Here is a 24037-nt window from a genome sequence, read left to right on the forward strand (position 1 = left end):
TCGGTCAAGAAATAGTCCGCAACGGCGACAGGGTGCTCGCGACCGCCTGCACGGTCAGGCCGGCGATGCCCACCCACAGGGCGGTCGGGATGCCGACCCAGTCCGCCAGCACGCCGCCCAGCGGCGCGCCGAGCACGATCGCGCCGCGGTTGAGCGACCGCATGGTGGCGTTCATCCGGCCCTGCAGCCGGTCCGGCGTCACCGCCTGCCGGTAGCCCATCGCCACCGGGCCCTCCAGGCCGATGCTGAAGCCGAACACGAACTGCGCGGCGCCCACCAGTACCAGGCCGACGATTCCGTTGCCGGCCAACGGGATCAGCAGGTAGCCGAGCGGTGCCAGCCAGTGGCCGGCGACGATCGTCGGGCCGGTGCCGAACCGCCGCCCGGTCCGGGTGGACACCAGCGCGCCGATCACTCCCCCGGCGCCGGGAACGGCCATGAGCACACCGAACGCGAACGAGTCGACGTGCAGCACCCACTGGAGGTAGAGCGGGAGGACGGTGGTGACGACCGCGTTGAAGAAGAACCACACGTTGCCCGTGAGCGCCAGCGGGGCCAGCATCCGGTGCCTGTACACCCAGGACAGGCCCTCGCGCAGCTCCTGCCACAGGTTCCGGGACTCGGGTCGTTCGAGGGGCTCCTCGACCCGCACCCGGGCCAGCAGCAGGCCCGAGACCAGGAAGGACGCCGCGTCGACCAGCACGGCCGCCGCGGCGCCGACCACCTGCACCAGGGCACCGGCCAGCGCCGGCCCGGCGACCTGCGCGGCCGAGTTCGTCTGCAACAGCCGGGCGTTGGCCTCGGCGAGCCCGCTCGTCGGCACCAGGCGCGGCAGGAACGACTGGTGCGCCGCGTCGTAGGCCAGCGACAGCACGCCGATCAGCGCCGTCAGCACGATCAGCACCGGCATGGTCAACCGGTCCAGCGCCGCCAGCAGCGGGATCATGCCCATCAGCGCGAACCGGATCAGGTCCGCGCCGATCAGGATCGGCTTGCGGCGGCAGCGATCCACCAGCACGCCGGCGAGCAGACCGAACAGCAGGTACGGCAGCCACGTCGACGCCCGCAGCAGGCCGAACTCGGTGCCGGTGGCGTGCAACACGTTCAGCGCCAACAGCGGCACCGCGACCGTGGTCACGTACGAGCCGGTCATGGAGACCGTGTCGGACGCCCAGAACAGCCGGAATCCCGGCGCCGCCAGCAACCGAGGGGTGCTCATCCGGCCAGCGCGTAGCCGAGGAACACCGCGCCCAGCCCGGCGATCAGGCTGATCAGCACGTTCATCACCGCGTACAGGTAGGCCTTCTGCTCGACCAGCCGGAGCGTCTCGTAGCTGAAGGTGCTGTACGTGGTCAGCGCCCCGCAGAAACCCGTGCCCAGCAGGGCCGCCAGGGCGCTGGGCAGCGAAGTCCCCAGCCCGGCAAGGAATCCCAGCACCATGCAGCCGAAGACGTTCACCGTCATCGTGCCCCACGGGAAGACGGAGTCGTGGCGGACCTGCACGGCCCGGTCCACCAGATAGCGCAGCGGGGCGCCGACGATCGCCCCCGCGAACACGAGAACCAGCGTCACCGGTTGTCCCCCAACACCTTCCGGGTCAGCGCCACGCCCGCGAGCACCGCCAGCATCGCCGCGGCGAGCGTGCCGAACAGGTAGGCCAGCGCCACCGGCACCTCCCCCGGCGCCAGCAACGCCCGCGTTTCCACCGCATACGTGGAGAATGTGGTGAAACCACCCAAAACTCCGACGCCGAGGAACGGTCGCAGCAGCGGGCGCTGTCCCCATCGGACCATCAGCACGCCGATCAGGAAACAGCCCAGGACGTTGATCGCGAACGTGCCCCACGGGAAATGCCCCGGCATGGTCGGCAGCCACAACGAGATGCCGTAGCGGGCGAGCGCCCCGAGCCCGCCGCCGAGCGCGATCACCGCCAGCACGCCGCCGTGGGTGCGGGCCAGTTCACGCCGTTGAGCCGGGACATGGACGTCGACATCGGGGTCGACAGACACACGGACCTCCCCCCGTCGGTTCGCCCAGCATAGCGGCATGACCATGCGCGGCAGCGGGTAACCCCGAGGTCGAAGGAGGTGCGTCATGCCCCAGGCGTGGAGCAACAAGCGGGAACGGCAGTACCAGCACATCAAGGAGTCGCAGAAGGACCGCGGCGCCAGCACCAAGCGCGCTGAGGAGATCGCGGCCCGCACCGTGAACAAGAACCGCGCCCAGCAGGGCGAGTCGCGCACCGCGAGCCGGTCGTCCACGAAGGACGTCTCGCCGCAGCACCGCGGCGGCAAGCGGTCGCACTCCGGCCCCGGCGGGCCGACCCGGGACCAGCTCTACAACGAGGCCCGCAAGCGCAACATCAAGGGCCGGTCGAAGATGAGCAAGAAGGAGTTGGCCAAGGCGCTGGGCCGCGGCTGACGGAGCGGGGGACGGGCGGAGCCGCCGGCCCCGCCCCGCACCCTCACAGGTCGGCCAGGGCCGCCTGCACGGAGTCGCGAATGTCGAAGCCGGCGTCAAGACCGGTGATTTCCAGCGGGCGCAGCACGACCCGGTTGTCGGCGGCCAGCCGCAGCGTCACCGAGGCCTGCCCGGCCTTCTCCCCCACCGCCGCGAGCATGGCCAGGCCGGCGGAGGCGAGGAAGGTCAGCCCGGTCATGTCCACCACGAGGCCGGCGGGCCCGCCCTCGATGGCGTTGTCCAGTTCGAGGGCCGCCGCCTGAACGGTCTGCATGTCCAGCTCGCCGGCAAGGTGGACGACGGCCACGCCGCCGACCAGCTCGGTGTCGGCGGCGAAGGCGCCGGTGTTCTCGGGCACGTACTCTCCTGATGGTCGACTGACGCCGCAGCCTACGGCACGGTCAACTTTCACCGATCCACCGTTCGCCCAGGACCCGCTGCATCGTGTCGAGCAGCTCGTCGGCGTCCACCGGCTTGGTCACGTAGCCGTTGGCGCCGGAGGCGAGGCTCTTCTCCCGGTCGCCCTGCATGGCCTTGGCGGTGACGGCGATGATCGGCAGCTGCGCGAACTGCGGCATCGCCCGCACGGCCGCGGTGGTGGCGTAGCCGTCCATCTCGGGCATCATCACGTCCATCAGGATCAGGTCGATGTCGGAGTTGGCCAGCAGCACCTCGATCCCCTTGCGGCCGTTGGGGGCGTGCAGCACGGTCATCCCGTACGTCTCCAGCATGCCGACGATGGCGAACACGTTGCGCACGTCGTCGTCGATCACCAGCACCTTGCGGCCGCGCAGCCCGTCGTGCTTGTGGTCCTCGACGGACAACTGCCGCACGAGCCGTTCCCGCAGGGCGTCGACGCCTTCGACCAGCTCCACCGACCGGTTGCGCACGTGCGACTGGAGCAGCCGGTCCTGCGCGGGCGTCAGCGGCCGGGACAGGTGCGCGAACACCGGCAGCGCCACCAGGTCGGGGTGGTTGGCCAGCCGCTTGAGGAACGTCAGCGACATCGCCTCGGGCAGGTTGAGGTCCACGACCACGGCCTGGTGCGGGGCGGCGCGCAGCGCCTCGACGGCCTCGTCGGGAGTCGACGCCACGGTGACGTGCGGGTCGCCGAGGGTCACGGCGACCTGCCGGGCCAGCGTGGACAGCTCGTCGCCGCCGGACTCCAGCACCAGCACCCGCCGGCGCGCGTCCGGCACCACCGGTTCGGCCGCCGGCGCCTGCTCGGCGATCTCCGGCTCGACCGGCAGGTGCAGGGTGAACGTGCTGCCGACGCCGAGCTCGCTCTCCGCCTTGATCTCGCCGCCGAGCAGGTAGGCCACCTCGCGGCTGATGGACAGGCCGAGGCCGGTGCCGCCGTAGCGCCGGCTGGTGGTGCCGTCGGCCTGCTGGAACGCGCCGAAAATGGTCTCCAGGTTGTCCGGCGCGATGCCGATGCCGGTGTCCGACACGGCGAACTCGATGGTGTCGCCGTCCAGCCGCACCGCCAGGTTGACCCGGCCGGTCTCGGTGAACTTGACCGCGTTGGACAGCAGGTTGCGCAGGACCTGCCGCAGCCGCGGCTCGTCGGTGTAGAGGTGCTCGGGCACGTCCGGCGCCACCTGCACGCCGAAGCCGAGGCCCTTCTCCACGGTCAGCGGCTGGAACGTGGCCCGCACGTACTCCAGCAGCTGCGGCAGCGGGAACCGCTCCGGGTGGATGTCCATCTTGCCGGCCTCGACCTTGGACAGGTCCAGGATGTCGTCGATCAGCTGCAGCAGGTCGGTGCCGGCGGAGTGGATCACGTTGGCGAACTCGACCTGCTTGGGCGTGAGGTTGCGGGTCGGGTTCTGGGCCAGCAGACGGGCCAGGATGAGCAGGCTGTTCAGCGGCGTGCGCAGCTCGTGCGACATGTTGGCCAGGAACTCGGACTTGTACTTGGACGTCAGCGCCAGCTGCTGGGCCCGTTCCTCCAGCTCCTGGCGGGCCTGCTCGATCTCGAAGTTCTTCACCTCGATGTCGCGGTTCTGCCGGGCCAGCTCGGCGTTGGAGCGGCGCAGCTCGCCCTGCTGCTCCTGCAGCTGCTCGGACCGGGCCCGCAGCTCCTGGGTGAGCCGCTGGGACTCGGCCAGCAGCGAGTCGGTGCGGGCGTTGGCGATGATCGTGTTCACGTTGACGCCGATGGTCTCCATCAGCTGCTCCAGGAAGTCCCGCTGGACGGGCGTGAACCGGCCGAACGAGGCCAGTTCGATCACGCCGAGGGCCTGGTCCTCGAACACGATCGGCAGCACGATCAGGTTGGCCGGGCCGGCCGAGCCGAGGCTGGAGGCGATCCGCACGTAGTCGGCGGGCGTCTGGTCGACCAGGATGGCCTTCTTGGTGCTGGCCACCTGCCCGACCAGCGACTGGCCCAGCCGGAACTCGGTCGGCAGCTCGTCGTGCTGCTCGCCGCCCATCCGGAGCGTCCCGTAGCCGGCGACCAGCCGCAGCGTCACGTCGTCCTCGCCGGTCTCGGCCAGGAAGAACGTGCCGAGCTGGGCGTCGACCAGCGGGGTCAGCTCGTTCATGATCAGCTCGGCCACGGTGCCCAGCTCGCGGTGGCCCTGCATCAGGCCGGAGAACCGGGCCAGGTTGGTGTTCAGCCAGTCCTGGTCCTCGTTGGCCCTGGTCGTCTCGCGCAGCGACTGGACCATGGCGTTGATGTTGTCCTTGAGCTCGGCGACCTCGCCCTGGGCCTCCACCGAGATGGACCGGGTCAGGTCGCCGGTGGCCACGGCGCTGGTCACCTCGGCGATGGCCCGCACCTGCCGGGTCAGGTTGCCGGCCAGCTCGTTGACGTTCTCGGTGAGCCGCTTCCAGGTGCCGGACACGCCCTCGACCTCGGCCTGGCCGCCCAGCCGCCCCTCGCTGCCCACCTCGCGGGCCACGCGGGTGACCTCCGCGGCGAACGAGGACAGCGTGTCGACCATCGTGTTGATGGTCGTCTTCAGCTCCAGGATCTCGCCGCGGGCGTCGACGTCGATCTTCTTGGACAGGTCGCCCTGGGCGACGGCCGTGGTGACCTGGGCGATGTTGCGGACCTGGCTGGTCAGGTTGCCGGCCATGAAGTTGACGTTGTCGGTCAGGTCCTTCCACGTGCCGGCGACGCCCGGGACCCGGGCCTGGCCGCCCAGCATGCCCTCCGTGCCGACCTCGCGGGCCACGCGCGTGACCTCGTCGGCGAAGGCAGAGAGCGTGTCGACCATGGTGTTGATGGTGTCGGCGAGGCCGGCGACCTCGCCCTTGGCCTCGACCCGGATCCGCTTGGTCAGGTCGCCCTGCGCGACGGCGGTCGCCACCTGCGCGATGGACCGCACCTGACCGGTCAGGTTGGACGCCATCACGTTGACGTTGTCGGTCAGGTCCTTCCACGTGCCGGACACGCCCCGCACGATGGCCTGCCCGCCCAGGTCGCCCTGCGTGCCGACGTCGCGGGCGACGCGCGTGACCTCGTCGGCGAAGGCCGACAGCTGGTCGACCATCGTGTTGATGGTGTCCTTGAGCTCCAGGATCTCGCCACGGGCGTCGACCCGGATCTTCTGCGACAGGTCGCCGCGGGCCACGGCGGTGGTCACCTGGGCGATGGACCGCACCTGGTCGGTCAGGTTGTCGGCCATGACGTTCACCGAGTCGGTGAGGTCCTTCCAGGTGCCGGAGACGCCCTTGACGTCGGCCTGGCCGCCCAGCTTGCCGTCGGTGCCGACCTCACGGGCCACGCGGGTGACCTCGTCGGCGAAGGAGGACAGCTGGTCCACCATCGTGTTGATGGTGTTCTTCAGCTCCAGGATCTCGCCCCGCGCGTCAACGGTGATCTTCTGCGTCAGGTCGCCCCGGGCGACCGCGGTCGCGACCTGGGCGATGGACCGCACCTGGCCGGTCAGGTTGCCGGCCATGAAGTTCACCGACGTGGTCAGCGCCCGCCAGGTGCCGCCGACGCCGGGCACCTGGGCCTGGCCGCCGAGGATGCCGTCGGTGCCGACCTCACGGGCCACGCGCGTGACCTCGTCGGCGAAGGAGGACAGCTGGTCCACCATCGTGTTGATGGTGTTCTTCAGCTCCAGGATCTCGCCCCGCGCGTCAACGGTGATCTTCTGCGTCAGATCGCCCTTCGCCACGGCGGTGGTCACCTGGGCGACGTTGCGAACCTGGTCGGTGAGGTTGCCGGCCATGAAGTTCACCGAGGTGGTGAGATCACGCCAGGTGCCGGCGACGCCGGGCACGGTCGCCTGGCCGCCCAGGCGGCCCTCGCTGCCCACCTCACGGGCCACCCGGGTGACCTCGTCGGCGAAGGAGGACAGCTGGTCCACCATCGTGTTGATGGTGTTCTTGAGGGCCAGCATCTCGCCCTTGACGTCGACGGTGATCTTCTGGGTCAGATCGCCCTTGGCGACGGCCGTCGCGACCTCGGCGATGTCGCGCACCTGGCCGGTCAGGTTGCCGGCCATCGCGTTCACCGAGTCGGTGAGGTCCTTCCAGGTGCCCGACACGCCCGGGACCACGGCCTGACCGCCCAGCTTGCCGTCGGTGCCGACCTCACGGGCCACCCGCGTGACCTCGGACGTGAACAGCGCGAGCTGGTCGACCATGCCGTTGAAGACGTCCGACATCTCGTCCATCAGCACGTCGTCCACCCGCGGCAACCGCGTGCTGAAGTCGCCGTCGCGCACCGCCTTGAGGCCCTGGAGCAGCTGCTGGAGCCGCTCGTTCTGCACGGCCTTGCCCTCCACGACCATCCACCGCTCCTACTGCGTCCATGCCCCCGGAGATCCATCCTGGCACGCGCGCATCACGCCGCGAACACTTCTACACTCGCCCGGTGTCGGACCTCGAACGGCTCGCCCGGCTGGTCGCCCGTCAGCGGGACCAGCTGGCCCAGCTGCGGGCGCGCGCCGCCGCGGATGCCGTCCTCGAGCAGGCCAAGGGCCGGCTGGTGGAGCGCATCGGCGGCAGTCTCGCGCACGCCACCCAGCACCTGCACACACTGGCCGAGAGCGTCGGGCTGACGCCGCTGGAGATGGCCGCCGAGCTCATGGAGACGACCCCGCCGCCGGCCGGCGGCGACGTCCCTGTGCTGGGCAAACGCCTGGCCGAGACCCGCGCCGCGGTCGCCCAGGACGGTGACGCGCTGGCCGACGCCGTGTTCACCGAGGCGCTGCTGCCCACGGGCGCGGTGGCCCTGGCGATCTGGCGGGTGGACCCGGACGGGACGCTCCGCATGGTCGGCGAGCGGGGCCTGGGCGCGGCCGAGGCGGCCCGGTGGCGGCAGCTGCCGCCGCAGTTCGCCGCCAACGCCCGAACGGCGGTCGTGGAGCAAAGGCAGCTCTGGTTGCGCTCGGGCGTGTCGGATCCCGCCCTCGCACCGGCAGCCGAGCGCTGGCCGGGCGGGGCCCGGGCCGTGCTGCCGATCCGCAACACCCGGGCCGTGCTCGGCGTCATGGAGATCTGCTGGCCGGTGCCGCGGCGGGAGTTCACCGCGGGCCAGCGCACCGAGCTGGTGGCGCTGGCCGACCTGTGCGCGAGCACGCTGACCGACGTCGACGGCGAGCAGTCGTGGCTGCTCGGGCTGCTGGACAGCCTGGTCGACGCCGTGCTGACGGCCCGGCCCGAGCGGGTGGACGGCGAGGTCGTGGACTTCGTCGTGAACCACGTCGGCGACGGCTGGCCGCTGCCGCCGGCGGACATGATCGGCGAGCGGCTGCTGGCCCTGTTCCCGTTCGCGGCCAAGGCCGACGGGCTGTTCGAGCGGGCCGTGCGGGTCCTGGAGACCGGCGTCAGCGAGGAGTTCCTGGACGACGAGCGCCGGGTCCGGGTGGCCCGCCTGTACGACGGCGTGGCGATCAGCTGGCGGCAGCGGGGCGACGCGGAGCTGGCCGACAACGCGCTGCGGGCCGGTGGGCTCGGCGGCTGGGAGGAAAGCCTGGTCACCGGCCGGGTGACGTGGACGCCGCGGCTGACCGAGGTGATCGGCGCGCGGCACCCGATGCCGCTGCGGGAGCTGGCCGCCGAGCTCGGCGCGGACGGCGAGTCGACGATGGACCGCCTGCTGCACACGGTCATCAACGGCCGCCGGTCGGCGACCGCCGTGTTCAAGAAGCCGGACCGGCAGCTGCGGCTGTTCGCGGAACCGGTGCCGGACGCCGCCGGCGAGGTGGTGGCGCTGCGTGGGGCGTGGCAGGACGTCACGTCGGAGTACCACACGGAGTTCGCGCTGGAGGTGACCGCCGAACGCGCCGACGAGCAGCAGCAGCTGGCGATCCAGCTGCAGCACGCGATCATCCCGCCGACCACGCAGCTGCCCCGGACCGCCGGCCTGGAGATCGCCGTGCGCTATCAGCCGGCGGCGACGCAGCACCTGGTCGGCGGCGACTGGTACGACACCGTGACGCTGCCGTCCGGGCAGCTGCTGCTCGTCGTCGGGGACATCGCCGGGCACGGGATTCCCGTGGTCACGGGCATGATCTCGATGCGGAACGCGCTGCGCGGCCTGGCGATGACCGGCGCGCCGCCGGCGCAGATCATGGCGTGGCTGAACACAACCGCCGCGGCGCTGCCCGAGCGGGTGAGCGGCACCGTGCTGTGCGGGATGTACGACCCGTCGACGTCGACGCTGGTGTGGGCGCGGGCGGGACATCTGCCGCCGCTGCTGGTGCGGGACGGGGTGGCGGCGCTGCTGCCACTGCCGGCCGGTCCGCTGCTGGGGGCGTTCCGCTCACCCACGTACGAGGAGAACACGCTGGTCCTGGCCCCCGACGACCGGTTGGTGCTGTTCACCGACGGGCTCGTCGAGCGGGCGCAGCAGGACATCGACGAATGCCTCGACGACCTGGTGGCGACCGCCGCCAACCCGGTCGACGGCATCGAGGAGTACGCCGACCTGCTACTGGCGCACGTTGGCGCCAACGCCCGGGACGACACCTGCCTGCTCGCGCTCCGCGTCCGCTGACCGGATCGCGTCCTCGGGGCTGGCGAACACCGGGAACATCGTGCTCAGGCCGGTGAGCTCCAGCGGGAGCAGGGTGGCGCGCCGGGTCGCGACCAGGCACACCGAGATGTTCCGGGCGGCGGCCGCGCGCTGCGTCTCGATCAGCACGGACAGGCCCGCCGAGCCCAGGAAGTCGACGTCCCGCAGGTCGAGGATGAGAAACCGGGGCGCGGCGGCGAGCGCCTCGGAGATCCGCGCCGAGGTGGCCGCCTGCGTGCCCACGTCGAGCTCACCGGACAGGGGCACCGTCATCACATCTGCTTCGATCACGTCAGGCCGTCCTCTGTTCGCCGTCACCGCTCGGTCCTAGATACCCGTCGCCCGCGCCGCCCAAACGGGCGGCGCGGGCGACGAAGGGGCACATCACTTGCCCGTGAGGGCGTCCTTGACCTTCTCGGCCGCGTCCTTGACCTTCTCGCCGGCCTGCTTCAGGCCGCCCTTGGCCTGGTCGGCACGGCCCTCGGCCTGCCACTGCTCGTTGCCCGTGGCGTCGCCGACGCCTTCCTTCAGCTTGCCCTTGACCTCGTCGGCCTTGCCCTCGAACTTGCGCTCCGTGCTCATCTCAACTCCTCCAGTAATCGGCTAGTCGGCCGGGTCGGGTCACCAGCGGTACCAGTGCCCACCGCCCTCGGCGGTGCGCATCAGGAAGCCCAGCAGCCACACCACGAGCACGATGCCCGCGACGATCCACAGGGCGTGCACGGCGAAGCCGACGCCGCCGAGCACGATGGCCAATAACAGCACCGCCAGGATGATTCCCATTGGATACTCCTGTTCGCCGGGGGAAGTTGACTCTTGGATACCCAGCTGGCGGATTGCTAAACCTTGCGCCGCAATGATTCCTCGACGCGTTCCGCCCGGCGCTGCTGGCGCCCGTGCAGCAATCCGTAGGTGAATCCGTTGTCGCCGTCCAAATGCGACTGGACGCCGATGGCGCGCAGTTCCTGGCGTGCCACAACGGAATCCTGGTGCAGGCCGAGCCGCTTGGTCAGCTTCTTCATGCGGCGGGCCAGCTTCTTCTTGCCGGCCGCCTCCGCCACGTAGCGGGCCCGCTTCGCCGCCTTGCGCACGTCGTGCAGGGTTCCGTTGCCGCGGGCCTCGTTCCGCCACGCGCGGTCCACCCGTCGGCGCGTGTCGCGCAGCCGCTTCCTGGCCTTCGCCGACCGAATCCGCAGCGTGTCCAACCGGTCCAGCAGCGTGAAGTACCGCTTGCTACGCAAGGTTTCCAGCACTTCCGCCCGGGCCGCCTGCTCACGCGGGGCGAACGTCTCGGTGAGCCGCTGCCGCACGTTGCCCAGCACCAGTTCGGCCGGCAGCGCGTCGACTTCCGCCTGCAGGTGCTCACGCAGCACCTCCAGGTCGCGGGCCTCGCCCAGCACTCCGCCGAGCCAGCGCAGCTCCTCCCGTAGCGAGCGGGATCCCTTGTACGCCTGGAGAATGCTGCGGATCCGGCGACTCGCTACGCGCATCTGGTGCACGGAGTCCTCGGCGTCCTGGCGTACGCGCAGGTCCTGTCGGCGCAACTCGGCGACCTGCTGCCGCACGTACGCCGTGATCCGATCGGCGGCCTTCGGCTCCTTCGGGATCCGATCCCCCAGCAGCCGCAGCAGTTTCGCCGGCGCGTCCGAGGGCCGGCCCAGCGTGCGCTCGACGGCGTCGAACACCTCACCGCCGCCCTCGACCAGCTCGACCTCGATCTCCCGCCAGGCCTTGATCTCCGAGGTCTCGCCCAGCGTCTGCGCCATCACGTCGTCCTCGACGACCTCGGCCGCGATCCGGCCGTCGTCGTCGAGCAGCTCCCACCGCTTGCGTTTGGTCCGGATGTGCGCGATCGGCGCCAGTGGCTCACCCCGGGTCAGCCCGAGGACGAGGTCCGTCAGTTCCTTCGGCACCCGCTTGGCGTCCTTGGTCGCCTTGGCGCGGATCTCGTCCCGCGCGTCGTCGCCCAGCGGCAGTTTCAGGTGCCAGCCCGCGTCCTCGCCGCCGGTTCGGCGGCGCAGGGTCACTCCGTTGCGAGCCAGCCGCAGGTCCGCGGTGTCGTGATAGACGGCGTCCAGCAGCAGGTCCTCGCCGCCGCCCACGACCGTCACCCCTGGCACGCCCGCCAGCAGGCCACCGTCCGTGTCCACCGGCTCGTACTTCCGCTCCGTCTCCTTGACTCGCGTGGTCATGACGGCCGGATACCCACAAGCCGCGTCCGGTTATGCATCCGCGGCGAGGTCGGCCATCTCCGTGGCGATGCCGTCGAGGTACTCGGTCTCGCCGCTGGCGGCGAACCAGTCCCACAGCTCCAGGGCGTGATAGATCTTGTACAGGCGCATCCGCTCGTCCGGGACGGCCCCGTAGCCGTCGAGCAGGGCGTCGAGCCTGGTCGCGTCGCCGCGGGCGGTGTAGAAGTCGACCTTGGCGAGATCCAGCCAGGGGTCGCCGGCGAGCGCGTTCTCGCTGTCGACCAGCCCGGTGATCTTGCCGTCCTCGACCAGCACGTTGCCCTCGTGCGCGTCGTTGCGGCAGAGCACCGGCGCCGGGCAGCGGGCGAACAGGTCGGAGTGGGCGGCGACGTAGGTCTGCACGAGGTCGTGCAGCTCGGCATCGCCCCGCAGTTCACGGAACTCGCGGAGCTTCTTGGCGAACTGGCGGCCCATGTACGCGGTGTTGTCCGGCACGGCATCGAGCACGTGGGTGGTGATGTAGCCGTAGCCGGGCTGGGGAATGGCGTGGATGGTGGCGAGCATGCGGCCGAGTTGACGGTAGACGTCGGCGATGTCGTCGACGCTCGTCTCGGACAGCGGCGTGCCCGGAAGCCTTGTCATGACGGTGAAAGCCCGGCCGGCGACGTCGGCGTCGGGCTCGACGCGGAGCACCGTCGGGACGGGGCCGACGCCGTGCTCGGCCAGCAGGCGGTAGACGTGAGCCTCCTTGGCCTGCTTCCACCGCCACTTGTCGGCGTACACCTTGATGATCGCGGTTCGGTCGCCGGCGCGCACCTCGTAGACCGTGCTCAGCCGGCTCCCGGTGCGCGGCACGACGGCCGTGACCGCGACGTCCGGCCACAGCGGGCGCAGCATCTGGCCGGCCTGGAGCAGATCCACGGTTTCCACTGTGGCACGGGACGGCAACCCAATATCAGCGCAACGTGGGGACGCCTCCGTTCGGCAGCCACTCGACGGTGGCCCCGGCACTCCACCCGGCCGCGATCTCGGCGAGCCGGTCGGCGGTCACCGGCGTGTGGCCGAGGCCGATGGCGTACTTGTGGGGCGCGAACGGCCGCGGCCAGGCGTGCACGTCCGGCATGTCCTGCTCCAGCATGGCGAGCAATGCCCGGATACGGCCCTTGAGGCGGCCCTCGTCGGTTGCCGTGAGCACCGCCCACGCCGAGTGCCGCTGGTGCATCGGCGGGCTTTCCAGCAGCTGCGGCCACGGGTCGGTCTCGGCGGAGGCGATCTCCCAGGCCCGGTACAGCTCCTGGGTGAGCAGGTCGCGCAGGCCGAGGCCGACCTGTTCGGTGCACGACCGGATCGGCTCCGTCGGCGTCATGATCGTCATGGGCCCATAGGCCGTGTGATCGCCTTGCAGCGCGACCGCGTTCCGCCAGTCCCAGGCCGCCCAGTGCCCGAAGAAGTCCGCCGGCGACCCGGATTCGAGGCTCGCCGCCAGCACCGCCCAGGCGATGCCCGGCAGCCCGCCGAACGGCGCCGAGTCCAGCCCGCGCGCCTTCGCCCACGCCTTGACCTGCCGGGCCAGCTCGACGTTCCGGCCGTTGATCGCCCCGGCATCGGTGACCGCGCTCAGCGCGATCGCCGCCGCCGATCCCAGCTCGGCCCGGCGCTCGACCGCCTCGGCCGGGTTCACGTCGCCGGTTTCGACGAGCACCAGGTCGACGCTCCGCCCGCCGAGCCGCATCCGCACGCCCGGCACCCGCGCGCCGACGACCGGGCGGACCTCGGTGGCGCCGGGAATGTCGAGGTCGACCGGGCCGGGCACCGCCGCGACCAGGTCGACGTCGGCGTCCGCGAGGGCATTCCCCATCCGCCGCGAGCCGACGAGATGCACCACGCCACCCGGCAGGGCTTCGGCGACACGGTCCACAATGGAGTCGATCTGGTCGCTTTCCGTGATCGCCACCCCACTGGCATCCGATACCCACTCCACGGCGCCGCTGCCCAGCGCGACCCGGGCCCTGGTGCGCATCGGCTCGTCACCACGCCTGGACAGCACGACCAGCTCTCCGACGCGTGTGTCCACAGGGGACAAACGGGTCGCGCACTCGGCCGCAACCGCTTGCGCGTCCTTGCTACGGCCCAGGGTGAGGTGCGGCGTGAAGCCGTCGGTGCGGCAGCCGGGGAACGGGCGGGCGACGGCCTCCCGCAGCGCCGGCCATTCGGGGGCGACGGGGTCGAGCCAGATGGTGGCGTCGTCGCGATGGCCGAAGGTGTGCACGCCGTCGAGCCGCACGGCGAACGGCGGCACCTGGGCGGCGGCAGCGGCCAGCAGCGGCACGGCCCGCTCGAACTCCGACTCCGGCACGAAGCCGAACAGGACGTTGACATGTGCGGGCCAGCGGTCGACCTGCGGATCATGCCGGCGCCGCAACGACTCCACCTCGGCGAGGTCGGGCGGCAGCCAGGCGACGGCGGTGCGGGCGATGGACGGGACGTCGAGGACATCTCCGTCGGCCTTGCCCACCAGCAACTCCGCCTCGACGCCGTAGTGATCGGACACGGGCTCCCGCCGCAGCCGGGCGTGCGTCGAGCGCAGCCCGCGCACCAGCACCCGGTCGAGCCGGGACGCGTGGCCGGTCAGCGAGGACACCGCGGCCAAGGGGTTCGCCACCGGGTCGAAGGTGGGTGTCTGGTCCGCCGGGCCGTGCACCTCGGTCCACGCGTCGGTCAGCCGCAGGGCCTCCGCCGGCATTGCGGTGCCGTCGTTGAAGTCGCCGAGCAGCACCACCGGGCAGTCCACATCGGACAAACCTTCGCCGATGGCCGCGATCTCCGTCTCCCGGAGCTCCGCGCCCAGCTCGTGGTGGTCGCTGGTGAGGTGCGTGGTCGCGACGGCGACCGAGCCGCCGGCCGTCTCCAGCACGAACGCGACGATGCCCTTGTGCGGACCGAGCACGTGGAATCCGGCCTCACGCACGGGAACCCGGCTGAGCAGCAGCAACCCGTTGACATCGACCTCACGGCCGCCGATCTCGCTGACGACGTACCCGGTCCGCACCCACGGCGCCGCCAGCAGCAGGGTCAGCAGCCCGGTCTCGACCTCCTGCAGGGCGATCACGTCGGCGTCGGCCCGCTCCAACTCGGCCACCAGCCGCGGCCGGCGGTTGGCCGTGTCGATGCGGTCGGCGTCGTAGCGGTCCCACAGCGTGTTCCACGTCAGCACCCGCAGCCGACTGTCGCCGTACCGTCCATCATGGACATTACGAACCGGCGACCACGCCAGGCCGTCCCACGCATACGGGGACCTGGCGGTGAAGAACGGGGCGCGCAGTCGGCGCGGACCCAACACGCGTCCGGCGTCGGACTCGTCCATCCGGTCGATCCCGGTGGCCCGGTCCCACAACACCTCGCCGTCGGCCTCCACGAACACCACGCGGTGCCACGGGATCTCGCCGCCGGGCACGAACGCCGGCAGCGGCACCCGATTCGGCGGCCGGCCGCGCATGCCGATCCCCAGCACGAACCGGGCCGGGTCGAACCGCGGGTCCCAGCGCACCCGGTGATAGATCTCCTCGCTGGTCCGCATCATCCCTCCTCGCGGCCGAGCGCGCCGGCGACGTCCTCGACCCTACCGGAAGCGCCGACATACCAGGTCCGGTGCGCCTCGCCGGGGTACGGCGGCGAGAACCGGCCCAGCTGCGCGGAAAGCACGTCCGGCGGCAACGCGTGCGACCGGTTGCCGTTGCGGCGGAACAGCTCCTCCTCCGGCACCAGCAGCACGGCATTGGTGACGAACGCGTCCCGTCGGGCCGCGACCGTCTGGGGCATGGCCCGCTGCCGGCGATTCAACGACGTCGCGTCCCACACCACCGTGCGGCCGGCGGTGAGAGCCCGCTCCAGCCGCCGGACCCCGATGTGGAAGACGGTCGCGTTGGCGCTCTGGTCCTCGCGGGAGCCGCGGGCCTCACGCAGGTCGTCCAGCGACACGACCTCGTCGATTCCCCGCAACGAACCGATGAACCGGCTCTTCCCGCTGCCGGACGGCCCGATCATGGCGATCAGGCGGGGGAAATCGCCGGACCGCCAGCGCCAGGTCAGCGGAACGGCCTCCGCGGCCGTGGAAACCCGGCACCGAGCCTCGGCCCAGCACCGGTCGGCCACGTCCTCGTCGAGACCCTGCATGCGCAGCGCCGACTTCAGCGGCTCGAACGGCCGCTCGCCCAGCAGCCCGGCCTCCTCCGCGTGCATCGCCGACCACTCGACCTCCTGGTTGCCGGGGTGGGCCGCCGCCGCAACCGCATGCAGCACCCCGAGATCGGCCGCCAACGCCAACCGGGTGAGGCCGATCCGGCGCTCGTCGTCGGGAAACGGCACCAACAACCGCCCGTACAGCCCGGTCAGGTCGGCCACCTGTCGCGCCAGTCGCATTCCCAGCGGCGCGACCAGGTCCGCCGCGATCTTCCGGCGCGGCCGCCCGCGCAGCATCGCCGCCAGCACGCCCGCGAGCCGCGCGTCTCCCCTGCGGCCCAACAGATCCAGCCGTCCGACGACGTCCCCCGGCTCCTCCGCCTCGGAAACCCCCACCGCCGCCAGCAGACCCGGCACGTCCACGGCCATGCCGGCGCGCACGTCCCACAGCGCCGCCGCCGGGCCCCGGCCGTTGGCCACGACCGGGCCGAGCATCCAGTGCTGATCGGTCTGCACGTGCCCGGTCCGCACCCACTTCGCCACGCAGCGCCGGAACTCCTCGAACGGGAACCCGTCGGCGACCCGGACGACGTAGCCCTCCTGGCGGCTCAGGTCCAGCCGGATCCGGCGCAACGCGCGCTCGTCGAAGATCCCGCGCCACAACACCTTCGGCACGGGAATGCCCAGCGACGTCACGAACCGCACGGTGGCGTCCCAGGACAGGCAGCGGTCCCCGGCCCACACCGAGAAGGCGTAGAACCAGCTGTCCAGGTCGTCGTAGCCGAGGGAGTGGCGGGCGTACATGTTCTCGCCGCACACCCGCCACCCCGCCGGGATCGCGCTCGCCACACTGCCGTGCAGGGACTTCACCCACGCCCGTGACGGGTGGTGCGCCGAGTCGAGCGACCGGGCGTGCAGGCCGTCGCGGTACAGCGTGGTGTTCTCGCCGTCCAGTTTCTCCGTCACGACGACCTCGCGCCCGGCCAACCCCGACAGGTCGGCGGTCCGCACGTCGTCGGCCGTCGCGCCCGGCGACCACGGCAGGTGCGGCGTGCGCGGATAGTGCACTCTCACGGCCCGAAGTCCTTACGCTTGATCTTCGCCCGCCGCCCGTCCGGGTGATGGAACACCAGCCCCTCGGCGAGATGGCCCGGCGAGTAGACACTGTCCACAGTGGCCAGGAACGTCCGCAGCCCGGCGAAGTCCCGCGGCACGTCGGCGTACACCGGCGCGCTCAGGTTGAACGGCACGCAGACGTGCAGGTCGAGGCCGAGCGGATTGCCCTGCACGCGCGGCCCGATCGCCTCGCACGGGTGCTCGCCGTCCGGCCACGCCGACATGTCGGTGCCGTCGGCCGCCGCCATGATCCACTTGTCCTCGCGGCCCGCGTCGACGTACCAGCCGTCGACGATGCCCCGCTGCTTCTGTTCCTTGCCGGGGTTGCGCCGCTTCTCGACCCGGACGAGAGTGCCGCAGCGCACGGTCAGCCGAACGTTGGTGCCGTCCAGCTTCTCCGTCGCCACGCCCTCGCCGTCGAACACCCACGCGCAGTCGGCGCGCGGGCGGTCGACGACGTGGAACCGGCCGTCCCGTTCGAAGATCGTCGCGATCTTCTCCATGACCGTGCCCCCTTGATCATCCGTTGTCGGCGAACAGGTTGGCACACCGCGGCCGGTTCATCCCACTGAAATCCACGTCACCCGGCGGCGGAGCGGAAAACGGTCACCCGAGGACCAGGATCACCAGCCCGACCACGACCAGCAGCAGCCATGGCACGAGGCGTGGCCAGCGCTCGCGGCGGGCCCGCCAGGCGAGGACGGCGCCGAGCAGCAGCGGCACCAGCCCGAGGTAGCGGGCCCAGTCCGGCCCGGCCAGACCGGCGATGATGCCGCCGAGGATGCCGGCGGTCACCGCTGCGCTCCCGACCGTCCGCTCATTCCCGCAGCCTAGCGCCGCTGTCCGTTGGGGTACAAAACCTGGCCCGAAACCGACCGGAGTTGTGCACACTCACAATCCCGGCTCCTACGGTGATCGCGGGAACCACCGTGAGAGAGGCAATTTCTGGTGAGACGTCTGCTGTCTGCCGCCGCGGTCGCCGCGGCGGCAGTGGTCACCATGGGCAACTCGGCCGCCGTCGGCGCGGCCCTCCCGCACGACGCGATCGTCTGGGGCTCCTGTACGGATCCGACGCTGGCCGGCGCCGGCGCACAGTGCGGCACCCTGCAGGTGCCGCTCGACCACGCCAACCCCGGCGGAGCGAAGCTCACGCTCGCGCTGTCCCGGTTGGCCCACAAGGCCTCCAGCCCGTACCAGGGCGTGATGCTGGTGGCGCCGAACATGCTCAGCGGCACCGGATACGAGCAGTCGCTGCTCGGGCAACAACTGCCCGGCGCGGACGGCTACGACTGGATCGGCATCGCCCGCCGCGGCCTCGCGCCCAGCGTGCCGGCGCTGTCGTGCGAGCCGAACTACCAGGACTTCAACCGGCCGAACTACGTGCCGACCACACCGGACATCGAGGCCCAGTGGCTGAACCGGGTGCAGGGCTACGCCGACGCCTGCGCCAAGGCCCAGCCGGACCTGTTGCAGCACATGAAGACCACCGACGTGGTCGCCGACCTCGATGACGTGCGCCAGGCGCTCGGCGCGGGCCAGGTCAGCATGTACGGCCAGTCCTACGGCACCTACGTGGAGGAGGTGTACGGCACGCTGCACCCGCTGTCCGTCAAGCGGATGGTGCTGGACAGCCCGATCAACCCGGACGAGGTGTGGTACCGGGCGGCGAACTTCGACCAGAACACCGGCCTGGAGCGCAACTTCCTGCTGTGGTTCGACTGGCTGGCGGCCAACGACGCCACCTATCACCTCGGCACCACGCGGGCGGCGATCCAGCAGGTGTGGGCGGCGCAGATGGCGAAGGTGACCGCACAGCCGGGCAACGGCGTCATCGGCCCGGACGAGTTCGCCGACACCTTCCTGGTGACGCCGTACTTCCAGGCCACCTGGCCGCTGTTCGGCGGCGTCTTCGCACGGTACGTGGCCAGCGGTGACGCCACCGAGATCCAGGCCGTGTACTCGCAGTTCTTCCAGCACGGCAACGACAACGTGTTCGCGACGCTGCTGGCGCAGACCTGCACCGACGCCCCGTGGCCGAAGGACTGGTCGCAGTGGCGCGCCGACACGGTGGCCAGCGCCGCGCAGGCGCCGGACACCGCCTGGGGCAACACCTGGGCGAACGCGCCGTGCCGGGTGTGGCCGGCGCAGGCCGGGAACCCGGTTCCGGTGCTCGGTTTCGCGGTGGGCAGCGTGCTGCTGCTGGAGAACTCCCTCGACGCTGTCACTCCGCTGTCCGGCGCATTGTCGGTGCGCCAACGGTATCCGCACGCGGCGCTGCTGACGGTCGACGGCGGCATCACCGACGGGGTCACGCCGAACGCCGACAGCTGCGTGAACTCCGTGCTGGGCACCTACCTCAGCAGCGGAAAGCTCCCGCCGCGCAAGACCGCCAACGCCTCCGACGTCGAGTGCGCGGCCCCGCCCGCGCCGGTCGCGGGCTGAGCTCGTCCGGCGATTCCAGGCGCGGGTGGGAGCGCTGCACGCCCACCCGCGCCGCCTCCCGGCCGAGCCTGCTCGAACCCGCGTTTCCCGACGCCGCCCCGGCTTTCCGGCCGGGGCGGCGTCTCCGCGTTCTGGTCTAGACCAAATCTGTCAAGGGTGAACGCTTCGCGCGAGGATCATTCGCTGCCACGATGGGCGGACGCCGCCACGAATCACGTCATTACCCCTGCGATGACTGTGAGGAAACATCATGGCGAAGGTTTCTCTGCGCCTCGTCTCGCTTTCCGGGCTCGTGCTGAGCGGACTCCTGGTCGCGGCCCCGCTGGCCACGGCCGGCACCGTGCCGGTGGGCGTCGCCGCGCCGGCCTCCCCGTTGTGCACGCAGAAGAGCACGCTGGCCGGAACCCACCTGTCGGACAAGCAGATCGCGCAGTACGCGCGCAACGCCGGCCTGCACGGCAACGGCCTGGTCATCTCCATCGCGGTCGCGCTGGCCGAGAGCCAGGGCTGGACCAAGGCGGTGCTGATCAACACCGACTGCAGCCGGGACCGTGGCGTGTGGCAGATCAACTCGAAGTGGCACGGCGAGGTGTCGGACGACCAGGCGTTCAACCCGACCACGTGCGCCCAGGCGGCCGCCCGCATCTCGTCCAACGGCAACGACTGGACGCCGTGGACGACCTACAACAACGGCGCCTACAACCAGTACATGTCCCGGGCCCGCACCGCCGCCTCGCAGGTCGGCGGCTGAGTGTCACCGCGCCGGCCGTCCTCGGGGCGGCCGGCGCGTTCTTCTAGCCAGAATGCAGCATGGTCGTGTGCAGCGCCTCGACGTGCCGGCACGTGACCTCGACCGCGGCGACCGCGTCCCGCCGTTCAACGGCCGCCGTCAACTCGCCGTGTTCCCGGTTGGATTCGCGCAGGTACTCCAGCGGATACGGCAGGTAGTAGCGGTACAGCTCCCGCACGACCTCGCCGTACTTCTCGACCCCGGCCGTCACCCCGCTCGACGCCACCACCGCCGCGTGGAAACGGGCGTCCAGCTCGTGGAACTCGGCCCATCCCGACGCCTTCTCCATGCGCCGCACGAGATCCCACATCTCCGGCACGGCCTCGTCATCACGCCGCACGGCGGCGAGGTGCACCAGGCCCGTCTCCAAGGCCAGCCGGTGATCGATCAGCTCATGCACCTCGGCCACGGCCCCGGTGTAGGCGGCGATCTCCGCGACCACGCCCGACGCCGGCTCGGCGGCGACCGACGTCCCGCCGCCCCGCCCGCGACGCCGCACGAGCACACCGTCCGCGCACAGCGACACCAGTGCCCGGCGCACGGTGATCTCGCCGACCCCGAGCGCGGCGGCGATCTCCGGCCCGGGCGGCAGCGCCTCCCCCGGCGCGAGCAGGCCCAACTCGACCGCCAGCGCGATTCGCGCCCGCACCGTGTCCAGCGCGGACAGCCGGCGGATACCGGTCAGCGCGGGCGCGCTCAGGCCGTCCATGCGACCACCCTAACGCCTTTAACCGCTCATTTTGAGCACTCTTGTGAAAGTGCTCAGCCTGGACTATTTTGCGGCTACCGGAAGGAGCCGCCCGTGTTGCCCGTCGTGCTGGTGCAGGCCGAACCCGTGCCGTTCGACCGGCCGCTGGACATGTTCGCCACCGACGTCACGACCGTGCTCGCCGAGCATCCCGGCACGCGGCTGGTCATGTACCCCGAGCTGCACCTCTGCGGCGCCGAGAACCCGCGCGCGACCGCCGAGCCGCTGACCGGACCGCGCACGCGTCGGCTCGCCGAGATCGCCGGCGACCTGGGCGTCTGGCTGGTTCCGGGCACCGTCTGCGAGCGGGGCCCGGCCGGCGAGGTGTTCAACACCGCGCTCGCCTTCTCACCCGGCGGCGAGCTCGTCGCCTCGTACCGCAAGATCTTCCCGTGGCGGCCGTACGAGCCGTACGACCCGGGCGACAGGTTCGTCGTCCTCGACATCCCCGAGGCCGGCCGCGTCGGCTTCTCCATCTGCTACGACTCGTGGTTCCCGGAGCTGGCCCGGCACCTGGCCTGGATGGGCGCGGAGCTCGTGCTCAATCCGGTGCAGACCACCACCCCGGACCGCGAGCAGGAACTGGTGCTGGCCCGGGCGAACGCGATCGTCAACCAGGTGTTCGTGGCCAGCCTCAACGTGGCCGGCCCCTTCGGCAGGGGGCGCAGCGTTGTCGTCGGGCCCGAGGGCCAGGTGCTGGCCGAGACACCCGACGCCGATCCGGCTGTGCTCGCGCTGACGCTGGATCTCGGCGAAGTGGCGCGGGTCCGCCGGCGCGGCACCGCCGGCGTGAACCGGATGTGGGAGCAGTTCACCGACTCCGACGCGCCCATTGAGCTTCCCCTTTACCAGGGCAGGATCGAGCCCGGCCGCTGGCGGCCGCGTGGAGGTGACCCGCGATGACCGCGACCAGGACCGGCAGCCTCACACCGCACCTGCACCTGCGCGGCGTTGTCCTTTTCGGACTCGCCTACATGGCGCCGCTGATCGTGCTCGGCACGTACGGGATCGTCGCCGACACCACCGCCGGCACCGTGCCGACGGCGTACATCCTGGCCACGGTCGCGATGCTGTTCACCGCCGCCAGCTACGGACGGATGGCCGCCGCCTACCCGGTCGCCGGCTCCGCGTACACCTACGTGCGCAAGTCGATCGACTCCCGGGTCGGCTTCCTGGTCGGCTGGGCGGTCCTGCTGGACTACTTCTTCCTGCCGATGGTGATCTGGCTGATCGGCGCCGCCTACATGTCGGCGCAGTTCCCGTCGGTGCCGAGCTGGGTGTGGGTGCTCGGCTTCATCGTGCTGACGACCGTGCTGAACGTGCTGGGCATTCGCGTCGCCGTCACCGCGAACTTCCTGCTGATGGCGTTCCAGCTGCTGGTGATCCTGTTCTTCGTCATCCTGTCGCTGCGCCAGGTCGGGACCGGACTGTTCAGTACGGTTCCCTTCTACCACAACGGATCCTCCTTCGGCGGCATCTCCGCCGGCGCCGCCGTCGCCGCGTACTCGTTCCTCGGCTTCGACGCCGTCACCACGCTCACCGAGGAGACCTTCGAGCCGCGCAAGACCATTCCCCGCGCCATTCTGCTGACCGCGCTGCTCGGCGGCGTGCTGTTCGTCATCCTCGCCTACGCCACGCAGCTCGTGCATCCCGGCGCCACCTTCCACGACGAGTCGTCCGCCGCCTTCGAGATCGCCACCGACATCGGCGGCAACCTCTTCGCCGCCGTGTTCCTGGCCGGGCTGATGGTCGCCCAGTTCGCCTCCGGCATCGCCGCCCAGGCCGGCGCCTCCCGGCTGATGTACGCCATGGGCCGTGACGGCGTGCTGCCCAAGCGCTTTTTCGGCTACCTGCAGCCGAAGTTGGAGACCCCGGTCTTCGGCATCGTCCTCATCGGACTCGTCGGCCTCGGCGCGCTGGCGTTGGACGTCACCACCTCCACGTCGTTCATCAACTTCGGCGCCTTCACCGCCTTCACCTTCGTCAACCTCTCCGTGATCGCGCTCTGGCTCCGCCGGCGCGGCTCGGTCCTCCGGAACCTGGTCGTGCCGATCGTCGGCGCCGCCGTCGACCTCTGGCTGCTGGCCCACCTCGACGGCATCGCCATCACCCTCGGCCTCATCTGGCTGGCCCTCGGTGTCTGCTACCTGACCTACCTCACCCGCGGTTTCCGCCGCCCGCCACCGGAAGTCACATTCGAGGATTAATTAAAATTTACAGCTGAAATCGACTCGGATACCGTGGCCTCATGGCCACGACAATCGTCGAAACGACCGAACATCTCATTCCCGAACTGGTGGCTTCCGTGGGCGCGCTGTTCGCCGAGGACGGCGCGCGGCACGATCCGCGGATGGACGCCGACTGGCCCCGCCGGCACGGCGCCGAGTACTACACGCAGGTCCGCGACCAGGGCGACTTGTGCCTGCTGGCCCGGGTGGACGGCATCCCCGCCGGCCATCTCGTCGGCCGGCTGCGCTCCAGCGACATCCGGCCGGGGGCACGGATCGCCGCGCTGGAGAGCATGCAGGTGTTCGAGAGGTTCCGCCGGGCCGGCGTCGGCTCCGCCCTGGTCACCGAATTCACCGCATGGGCCGGCCGCACCAACGCCACCGAATTCCGGGTCACGGCGTTCTCGGCCAACGAAAGGGCGATCGCGTTCTATCGTTCACACGGATTCGAGCCGTTCGAACTGACCCTCCGCCGGGTTTAGCTCATCGAGCGGAGCACGTCGGCGAGCACCGCGGCCTGGCTGATGTCCAGCGACTTCGTCGCCGTCAGCAGCGTGACGGTGCCGTCCGTTTCGAGCAGGCCACGCAACGCCGCCTGCCGCTCGGGATCGGCGAGTTCGGCGCGGTAGCGCTCGGCGAACTCCTCGAACCGCTCGGGGTCGTGGCCGTACCAGACGCGCAGCTCGGTCGACGGCGATACGGACCGGCACCAGATGTCCACCTTCGCCAGTTCCTTGCGCAGGCCGCGCGGCCACAACCGGTCGACCAGCACCCGGGTTCCGTCCTCGGGACTGGGATCGTCGTAGACCCGCGCCACGCGCACCGTCCGCACAACTGACGATAACTCCGAACGGCCCGCCTCGCCCGAGGGACACACCGCCGACTCAACCGGGTGCGAGGCAT

General features: G+C 71.0%; 23 protein-coding genes. 7 read left to right on the forward strand and 16 right to left on the reverse strand.

Going from position 1 to position 24037, the window contains the following annotated elements; translation table 11 throughout:
- Positions 1-4: 4 nt before the first annotated feature.
- The 3 genes from BJ998_RS02370 to crcB (BJ998_RS02380) are packed head-to-tail and all read right to left on the reverse strand — an operon-like array spanning position 5 to position 2009.
- A complete protein-coding gene (locus tag BJ998_RS02370; RefSeq protein ID WP_184858070.1) occupies positions 5-1219 on the reverse strand; it encodes an MFS transporter in 1215 nt (404 codons plus the stop codon).
- Positions 1216-1572, reverse strand: coding sequence for a fluoride efflux transporter CrcB (crcB, locus tag BJ998_RS02375; protein WP_184858072.1), 357 nt, complete (start codon positions 1570-1572; stop codon positions 1216-1218). Before crcB (BJ998_RS02375) ends, BJ998_RS02370 begins: the two co-directional genes overlap by 4 nt.
- Complete coding sequence (gene crcB / locus BJ998_RS02380) at positions 1569-2009, reverse strand: fluoride efflux transporter CrcB (RefSeq protein ID WP_312889880.1); 441 nt, start codon at positions 2007-2009, stop codon at positions 1569-1571. Before crcB (BJ998_RS02380) ends, crcB (BJ998_RS02375) begins: the two co-directional genes overlap by 4 nt.
- An 85-nt stretch (positions 2010-2094) precedes the next feature.
- On the opposite strand from crcB (BJ998_RS02380), the gene BJ998_RS02385 reads away from it, so the two are divergent.
- A complete protein-coding gene (locus BJ998_RS02385) occupies positions 2095-2421 on the forward strand; it encodes a plasmid stabilization protein (RefSeq protein ID WP_184858074.1) in 327 nt (108 codons plus the stop codon).
- 43 nt (positions 2422-2464) lie between these two features.
- Here the strand turns inward: BJ998_RS02385 and BJ998_RS02390 are convergent, their stop codons facing one another.
- Entirely contained in the window at positions 2465-2818 is a 354-nt protein-coding gene (locus tag BJ998_RS02390; RefSeq protein WP_184858075.1) for an STAS domain-containing protein, read from the reverse strand.
- 43 nt (positions 2819-2861) lie between these two features.
- Positions 2862-7211, reverse strand: a complete 4350-nt coding sequence (locus tag BJ998_RS02395) for a HAMP domain-containing protein (RefSeq protein ID WP_184858076.1) — start codon at positions 7209-7211, stop codon at positions 2862-2864.
- Between the two features lie 83 nt (positions 7212-7294).
- Between BJ998_RS02395 and BJ998_RS48965 the strand changes: the two genes are divergently transcribed.
- Positions 7295-9421 carry a GAF domain-containing SpoIIE family protein phosphatase gene (locus BJ998_RS48965; RefSeq protein ID WP_184858077.1) on the forward strand — a complete coding sequence of 709 codons (2127 nt, stop codon included), beginning with the start codon at positions 7295-7297 and terminating at the stop codon, positions 9419-9421.
- Here BJ998_RS48965 and BJ998_RS02405 read toward each other — a convergent pair.
- From BJ998_RS02405 to BJ998_RS02445, 9 genes are all read right to left on the reverse strand, one after another.
- Positions 9356-9712 (reverse strand): STAS domain-containing protein, encoded by a 357-nt coding sequence (locus BJ998_RS02405; protein ID WP_184858078.1) that lies wholly within the window; start codon positions 9710-9712, stop codon positions 9356-9358. The two genes, BJ998_RS48965 and BJ998_RS02405, sit on opposite strands and share 66 nt — an antisense overlap.
- A gap of 111 nt (positions 9713-9823) precedes the next feature.
- The gene (locus BJ998_RS02410) at positions 9824-10021 is read right to left on the reverse strand and encodes a CsbD family protein (RefSeq protein WP_184858079.1); all 198 of its coding nucleotides are present in this window, start codon (positions 10019-10021) and stop codon (positions 9824-9826) included.
- 39 nt (positions 10022-10060) lie between these two features.
- On the reverse strand, positions 10061-10222 hold the full coding sequence (locus BJ998_RS02415; RefSeq protein WP_184858080.1) for a hydrophobic protein: 162 nt from the start codon (positions 10220-10222) through the stop codon (positions 10061-10063).
- A 56-nt stretch (positions 10223-10278) separates the two neighbouring features.
- Complete coding sequence (locus BJ998_RS02420) at positions 10279-11631, reverse strand: CYTH and CHAD domain-containing protein (RefSeq protein ID WP_184858081.1); 1353 nt, start codon at positions 11629-11631, stop codon at positions 10279-10281.
- A gap of 30 nt (positions 11632-11661) precedes the next feature.
- The gene (locus BJ998_RS02425) at positions 11662-12552 is read right to left on the reverse strand and encodes an aminoglycoside phosphotransferase family protein (RefSeq protein ID WP_221337849.1); all 891 of its coding nucleotides are present in this window, start codon (positions 12550-12552) and stop codon (positions 11662-11664) included.
- Between the two features lie 34 nt (positions 12553-12586).
- Entirely contained in the window at positions 12587-15208 is a 2622-nt protein-coding gene (locus BJ998_RS02430; RefSeq protein WP_184858082.1) for an RNA repair domain-containing protein, read from the reverse strand.
- On the reverse strand, positions 15208-16884 hold the full coding sequence (locus tag BJ998_RS02435) for an RNA ligase family protein (RefSeq protein WP_184858083.1): 1677 nt from the start codon (positions 16882-16884) through the stop codon (positions 15208-15210). Before BJ998_RS02435 ends, BJ998_RS02430 begins: the two co-directional genes overlap by 1 nt.
- Positions 16881-17429, reverse strand: coding sequence for a hypothetical protein (locus tag BJ998_RS02440; RefSeq protein WP_184858084.1), 549 nt, complete (start codon positions 17427-17429; stop codon positions 16881-16883). The genes BJ998_RS02435 and BJ998_RS02440 overlap by 4 nt, the downstream gene beginning before the upstream one ends.
- A gap of 103 nt (positions 17430-17532) precedes the next feature.
- On the reverse strand, positions 17533-17721 hold the full coding sequence (locus BJ998_RS02445; RefSeq protein WP_184858085.1) for a hypothetical protein: 189 nt from the start codon (positions 17719-17721) through the stop codon (positions 17533-17535).
- Positions 17722-17874: 153 nt separating this feature from the next.
- Here BJ998_RS02445 and BJ998_RS02450 point away from each other — a divergent pair, with 153 nt between their 5' ends.
- Positions 17875-19368, forward strand: coding sequence for an alpha/beta fold hydrolase (locus BJ998_RS02450; protein WP_184858086.1), 1494 nt, complete (start codon positions 17875-17877; stop codon positions 19366-19368).
- A gap of 250 nt (positions 19369-19618) precedes the next feature.
- On the forward strand, positions 19619-20119 hold the full coding sequence (locus BJ998_RS02455) for a transglycosylase SLT domain-containing protein (protein ID WP_184858087.1): 501 nt from the start codon (positions 19619-19621) through the stop codon (positions 20117-20119).
- Between the two features lie 43 nt (positions 20120-20162).
- Here the strand turns inward: BJ998_RS02455 and BJ998_RS02460 are convergent, their stop codons facing one another.
- On the reverse strand, positions 20163-20867 hold the full coding sequence (locus BJ998_RS02460; protein WP_184858088.1) for a FadR/GntR family transcriptional regulator: 705 nt from the start codon (positions 20865-20867) through the stop codon (positions 20163-20165).
- Between the two features lie 93 nt (positions 20868-20960).
- Here BJ998_RS02460 and BJ998_RS02465 point away from each other — a divergent pair, with 93 nt between their 5' ends.
- From BJ998_RS02465 to BJ998_RS02475, 3 genes are read left to right on the forward strand one after another with little or no spacing between them, the layout of a single operon-like run.
- Positions 20961-21809 (forward strand): carbon-nitrogen hydrolase family protein, encoded by an 849-nt coding sequence (locus BJ998_RS02465; protein WP_312889881.1) that lies wholly within the window; start codon positions 20961-20963, stop codon positions 21807-21809.
- Positions 21806-23113 carry an APC family permease gene (locus tag BJ998_RS02470; RefSeq protein ID WP_184858089.1) on the forward strand — a complete coding sequence of 436 codons (1308 nt, stop codon included), beginning with the start codon at positions 21806-21808 and terminating at the stop codon, positions 23111-23113. The genes BJ998_RS02465 and BJ998_RS02470 overlap by 4 nt, the downstream gene beginning before the upstream one ends.
- 41 nt (positions 23114-23154) lie before the next feature.
- The gene (locus tag BJ998_RS02475) at positions 23155-23616 is read left to right on the forward strand and encodes a GNAT family N-acetyltransferase (RefSeq protein WP_184858091.1); all 462 of its coding nucleotides are present in this window, start codon (positions 23155-23157) and stop codon (positions 23614-23616) included.
- Here the strand turns inward: BJ998_RS02475 and BJ998_RS48970 are convergent.
- Positions 23613-23966: a DUF488 domain-containing protein gene (locus BJ998_RS48970; RefSeq protein ID WP_184869221.1), complete on the reverse strand. Its 354-nt coding sequence runs from the start codon at positions 23964-23966 to the stop codon at positions 23613-23615. The genes BJ998_RS02475 and BJ998_RS48970 overlap by 4 nt on opposite strands.
- Positions 23967-24037 lie beyond the last annotated feature (71 nt).

This window comes from Kutzneria kofuensis (assembly GCF_014203355.1).
In the GTDB taxonomy this organism is placed as follows: Bacteria; Actinomycetota; Actinomycetes; order Mycobacteriales; family Pseudonocardiaceae; genus Kutzneria; species Kutzneria kofuensis.

Coding starts and splice junctions, on each gene's coding strand:
- BJ998_RS02370 (WP_184858070.1), bottom strand. CDS start 1,219: ATGAGCACCCCTCGGTTGCTGGCGGCGCCGGGATTCCGGCTGTTCTGG.
- BJ998_RS02385 (WP_184858074.1), top strand. CDS start 2,095: ATGCCCCAGGCGTGGAGCAACAAGCGGGAACGGCAGTACCAGCACATC.
- BJ998_RS02395 (WP_184858076.1), bottom strand. CDS start 7,211: ATGGTCGTGGAGGGCAAGGCCGTGCAGAACGAGCGGCTCCAGCAGCTG.
- BJ998_RS02405 (WP_184858078.1), bottom strand. CDS start 9,712: ATGACGGTGCCCCTGTCCGGTGAGCTCGACGTGGGCACGCAGGCGGCC.
- BJ998_RS02410 (WP_184858079.1), bottom strand. CDS start 10,021: ATGAGCACGGAGCGCAAGTTCGAGGGCAAGGCCGACGAGGTCAAGGGC.
- BJ998_RS02415 (WP_184858080.1), bottom strand. CDS start 10,222: ATGGGAATCATCCTGGCGGTGCTGTTATTGGCCATCGTGCTCGGCGGC.
- BJ998_RS02420 (WP_184858081.1), bottom strand. CDS start 11,631: ATGACCACGCGAGTCAAGGAGACGGAGCGGAAGTACGAGCCGGTGGAC.
- BJ998_RS02430 (WP_184858082.1), bottom strand. CDS start 15,208: ATGCGGACCAGCGAGGAGATCTATCACCGGGTGCGCTGGGACCCGCGG.
- BJ998_RS02440 (WP_184858084.1), bottom strand. CDS start 17,429: ATGGAGAAGATCGCGACGATCTTCGAACGGGACGGCCGGTTCCACGTC.
- BJ998_RS02455 (WP_184858087.1), top strand. CDS start 19,619: ATGGCGAAGGTTTCTCTGCGCCTCGTCTCGCTTTCCGGGCTCGTGCTG.
- BJ998_RS02460 (WP_184858088.1), bottom strand. CDS start 20,867: ATGGACGGCCTGAGCGCGCCCGCGCTGACCGGTATCCGCCGGCTGTCC.
- BJ998_RS02470 (WP_184858089.1), top strand. CDS start 21,806: ATGACCGCGACCAGGACCGGCAGCCTCACACCGCACCTGCACCTGCGC.
- BJ998_RS02475 (WP_184858091.1), top strand. CDS start 23,155: ATGGCCACGACAATCGTCGAAACGACCGAACATCTCATTCCCGAACTG.